The sequence below is a fragment of the Klebsiella sp. HMSC16A12 genome (assembly GCF_001808265.1).
Classification (GTDB): domain Bacteria; phylum Pseudomonadota; class Gammaproteobacteria; order Enterobacterales; family Enterobacteriaceae; genus Klebsiella; species Klebsiella pneumoniae.
In genome coordinates this window covers 18,303-22,801 of the sequence record NZ_KV792562.1, presented here as the reverse complement: position 1 = coordinate 22,801, position 4,499 = coordinate 18,303, and the positions used below count along the sequence as shown (strand labels likewise).

The 4,499-nt window shown below is 60.4% G+C and carries 4 protein-coding genes; 3 read left to right on the top strand and 1 reads right to left on the bottom strand.

The genetic code is table 11. From position 1 onward, the window contains the following. Positions 1-119: 119 nt before the first annotated feature. On the bottom strand, positions 120-671 hold the full coding sequence (locus tag HMPREF3140_RS07475; protein ID WP_004176531.1) for an NAD(P)H nitroreductase: 552 nt from the start codon (positions 669-671) through the stop codon (positions 120-122). A 165-nt stretch (positions 672-836) separates the two neighbouring features. Here HMPREF3140_RS07475 and sppA point away from each other — a divergent pair, with 165 nt between their 5' ends. The 3 genes from sppA (at position 837) to pncA (ending at position 4,499) form a co-directional block, all read left to right on the top strand. Continuing rightward, on the top strand, positions 837-2,690 hold the full coding sequence (gene sppA / locus HMPREF3140_RS07470) for a signal peptide peptidase SppA (protein ID WP_004140411.1): 1,854 nt from the start codon (positions 837-839) through the stop codon (positions 2,688-2,690). Positions 2,691-2,828: 138 nt separating this feature from the next. Further along, a complete protein-coding gene (gene ansA, locus HMPREF3140_RS07465; protein ID WP_002901285.1) occupies positions 2,829-3,848 on the top strand; it encodes an asparaginase in 1,020 nt (339 codons plus the stop codon). 9 nt (positions 3,849-3,857) lie between these two features. After that, positions 3,858-4,499 carry a bifunctional nicotinamidase/pyrazinamidase gene (pncA, locus tag HMPREF3140_RS07460; RefSeq protein WP_023279894.1) on the top strand — a complete coding sequence of 214 codons (642 nt, stop codon included), beginning with the start codon at positions 3,858-3,860 and terminating at the stop codon, positions 4,497-4,499.

The window sequence follows — 4,499 nt, the reverse complement described above, 5'->3', positions numbered from 1 at the left end:
GTTGGGTGTCCAACTTTTGGGGTGCAGTCCACTGCGCTTGCGCGGGCCTACAGACAATCAGAGCCGGATGCGTTGGCCGGGTAAGGCATAAGCCGCCACCCGGCATAACACACGCGGACTCAGAATCGCGTCACAAACGGCGCGGTATCCGGCAGGGCAATGGTGGTTGAGGCTTTTAGCTGCGGCGTCCCCAGATAGAGGAAGCCGACAATTTTATCCTGTTCGCGGCACTCGAAGCCGGCCCGCACCACCGGACTCTCGGTCAATGCTCCGCTGCGCCAGATACCGTTGAATCCCTGAGCCAGGGCCGCCATCTGCATCGCCATCACCGCGCAGCCAGCGGACATCTCCTGCTCCCAGCGCGGCACCTTAGGGTGGTCTTCACAGCGCGCGACCACGGTAATAATCAGCGGCGCGCGGAACGGCGCATTGCGGGCTTTCTCAATTCCCTTCTCATCCTGGCCGGCCTCTCTGGCCCCTTTTTCCAGCAACTGGCTGAAGCGCTCGCGGCCGTCATCGGCGATAATAAAGAAGCGCCACGGCTGCAGGGTGCCATGATCCGGGGCGCGCAGCCCGGCGCGCAGAATGTTTTCCAGCTGTTCGCCCGCCGGGGCAGGTTCCGCCAGGCGGGAAGCGCTGCGGCGATTAAGCAGTAGATCGAGAGCATCCATCTGTATAACTCCTGTGATGTCATTTTTCATAAAATTAACATGCACAAGGATTTTGTTACAGCGCGGTCGGTGATTCCTGCTGACAACCGACGGCTCACTCTTTAGGATAGCCAGACGCGGCGGCCCCTGCGGCCTGCCCTTTTTAGATAACGTTAGGGAGAAGACATGCGAACCCTTTGGCGACTGATTGCCAGCTTTTTTAAATGGACGTGGCGGATACTCAACTTTATTCGCAAACTGGCCCTCAATGCGATCTTCCTGGTGCTGGTGCTGGTGTGTATCGGCATCTGGAGCCAGTTCAGCAGCACCACCAGCGAACATGCCGCGCGCGGCGCGCTGTTGCTGGATATTACCGGCGTGGTGGTGGATAAACCATCCGCCAGCAGCAAGCTCGGCGTGATTGGCCGCCAGCTGTTTGGCGCCAGCTCGGACCGTCTGCAGGAGAACTCCCTGTTCGATATCGTGCAGACCATTCGCCAGGCGAAGGATGACCGCAATATCACCGGTATTGTGCTGGATTTGAAAAACTTCGTCGGCGGCGACCAGCCATCCATGCAGTACATCGGCAAAGCGCTGCGCGAATTCCGCGATAGCGGCAAACCGGTGTATGCCGTCGGCAGCAGCTACAGCCAGGGCCAGTACTACCTGGCGAGCTTCGCCAACAAAATCTGGCTCTCGCCGCAGGGCGAGGTAGACCTGCACGGCTTCGCTACCAACGGGCTATATTACAAATCGCTGCTGGATAAGCTGAAGGTCTCCACCCATGTCTTCCGCGTCGGCACCTATAAATCCGCCGTCGAGCCATTCATCCGCGATGATATGTCCCCTGCCGCCCGCGAAGCGGATAGCCGCTGGATTGGCGAACTGTGGCAGAACTACCTCAACACCATTGCCGCCAACCGCCAGATCACCGCCCAGCAGCTCTTCCCGGGCGCCCAGGGCATTATCGATGGCCTGCGTAAGGTGGGCGGCGATACGGCGAAATATGCGCTGGACAATAAGCTGGTGGATGAGCTGGCGACCTCCACGGAAGTGGAAAAGGCGCTGACCAAACAGTTTGGCTGGAGCAAAGCGGATAACAATTACCGGGCGATCAGCTACTACGACTACAACGTGAAGACGCCGTCTGACCAGGGTTCCGCCATCGCGGTAATCTTCGCCAACGGCGCCATCATGGACGGTGAAGAGACCCCGGGCAACGTCGGCGGCGACACCACCGCAGCGCAAATTCGCGATGCGCGCCTCGATCCGAAAATTAAGGCCATCGTTCTGCGCGTAAACAGCCCGGGCGGCAGCGTAACCGCTTCGGAAATCATTCGTGAAGAGCTGGCGGCAGCCAAAGCCGCCGGTAAACCGGTAGTGGTCTCGATGGGCGGCATGGCGGCGTCCGGCGGCTACTGGATCTCCACCCCAGCGGATTACATCGTGGCGAACCCAAGCACCCTCACCGGCTCCATTGGCATCTTTGGGGTGATCAACACCGTGGAAAATACCCTCGGGTCGATTGGCGTCCATACCGACGGCGTCGCCACGTCGCCGCTGGCGGATGTCTCCAGCACCAAAGCGCTGCCGCCGGAAGTGCAGCAGCTGATGCAGTTGAGCATTGAGAATGGCTATCAGCGCTTTATCACCCTGGTGGCTAACGCCCGTAAGAGCACGCCGGAGAAAATCGACCAGATCGCCCAGGGCCACGTCTGGACCGGGGAAGATGCCAAAGCCAACGGCCTGGTCGACAGCCTCGGCGACTTCGACGACGCGGTGGCCAAAGCCGCCGAGCTGGCGAAGCTGAAAACCTGGCACCTCAACTACTATCAGGAAGAGCCGACCTTCTTCTCGATGGTGCTGGACAGCCTGACCGGCTCGGTACGCGCCTCGCTGCCGGCGGCCATTCAGGCCTGGCTGCCTGCGCCGGTCGCCGCGGCGGCCGAGACGGTGAAAGCGGAGAGCGACAAGCTGGCGGCGTTTAACGACCCGCAGAATCGCTATGCCTTCTGCCTGACCTGCGCTAACATCCGTTAATACGCAGCGGCTGCCCCGTCTCCCGGGGCAGCCTTTTTCCCTCTCCTGCCAACACTGCCACAAAGCCCGCGACCGACGCTGTATTTTTTCCTGCGTCTCTTTATACTGCGCCTGTCTACGACCAACCTAAGCGATGCTATGCAAAAAAAATCGATTTACGTTGCCTACACCGGTGGGACCATCGGTATGCAGCGCTCTGAACACGGCTATGTACCCGTTTCCGGCCATCTGCAGCGTCAGCTGGCGCTGATGCCGGAGTTCCATCGTCCGGAGATGCCGGACTTCACGATCCATGAATACCATCCGCTGATGGATTCATCCGATATGACCCCCGAGGACTGGCAGCACATCGCCGACGATATCCGCAGCCATTATGAGGAGTATGATGGCTTTGTGATCCTCCACGGAACCGACACCATGGCGTTTACCGCCTCGGCGCTGTCGTTCATGCTGGAAAACCTTGGCAAGCCGGTCATTGTGACAGGGTCACAAATTCCGCTGGCCGAGCTGCGTTCCGATGGTCAGATTAACCTGCTCAACGCCCTGTACGTCGCCGCCAACTATCCGATTAACGAAGTGGCGCTGTTCTTCAACAATCGACTGTTCCGCGGCAACCGCACCACCAAAGCCCATGCCGACGGCTTCGACGCTTTCGCCTCGCCAAACCTTGCCCCGCTGCTGGAGGCCGGGATCCATATTCGCCGTCTCGGTACTCCGCCGGCGCCGCAGGGCAGCGGAGATCTTATCGTGCACCCCATCACTCCGCAGCCGATTGGCGTGGTGACGATTTACCCCGGCATCTCCGCCGACGTGGTGCGTAATTTTCTGCGCCAACCGGTGAAAGCGCTGATCCTCCGCTCCTATGGCGTCGGCAATGCCCCACAGAATGGCGAGTTTATTCAGGTGCTGGCGGAAGCCAGCCAGCGCGGTATTGTGGTGGTCAATCTGACGCAGTGCATGTCCGGAAAGGTGAACATGGGCGGCTATGCCACCGGCAACGCCCTCGCTCAGGCGGGGGTCATCAGTGGTTTCGATATGACGGTGGAAGCGACGCTGACCAAGCTACACTATCTGCTTAGCCAGCAGCTGGACGTTGACGCCATTCGCGCGGCGATGCAGCAAAATCTGCGTGGCGAACTCACCCCCGACGAGGCTTAAGGAGGACGTATGGCACATCGAGCGCTGTTACTGGTTGATTTGCAGAACGACTTTTGCGCCGGCGGCGCGCTGGCGGTTCCTGAAGGCGACAGTACCGTCGAGGTAGCCAATGCGCTTATCGACTGGAGCCTGGCGCGCGGCGAGCCCATCGTCGCCAGCCAGGACTGGCATCCGGCGGATCACGGCAGTTTCGCCAGCCAGCACCAGGTGGAACCCTACACCGAGGGCGAGCTGGACGGCCTGGCGCAAACTTTCTGGCCGGATCACTGCGTGCAGCACAGCGAAGGCGCGGCGCTGCATCCGCTGCTCAAGCAGCAGGCGATCGCCGCTGTGTTCCACAAAGGGCAAAACCGGATCATCGACAGCTATAGCGCTTTCTTTGACAACGGTCACCGGCAGAAAACCGAACTGGACGGCTGGCTGCGTGGTCAGGCGATCGTGGAGCTGACCGTTCTCGGCCTCGCCACCGATTACTGCGTTAAGTTCACCGTGCTGGATGCCCTGGCGCTGGGCTACGCGGTCAACGTCATCACCGACGGCTGTCGCGGCGTAAATCTGCAGCCGCAGGACAGCAGCCAGGCGTTTATGGAGATGGCCGCCGCGGGCGCCACGCTCTATACCCTCGACGACTGGCGGGAAACTCAGGCTTGA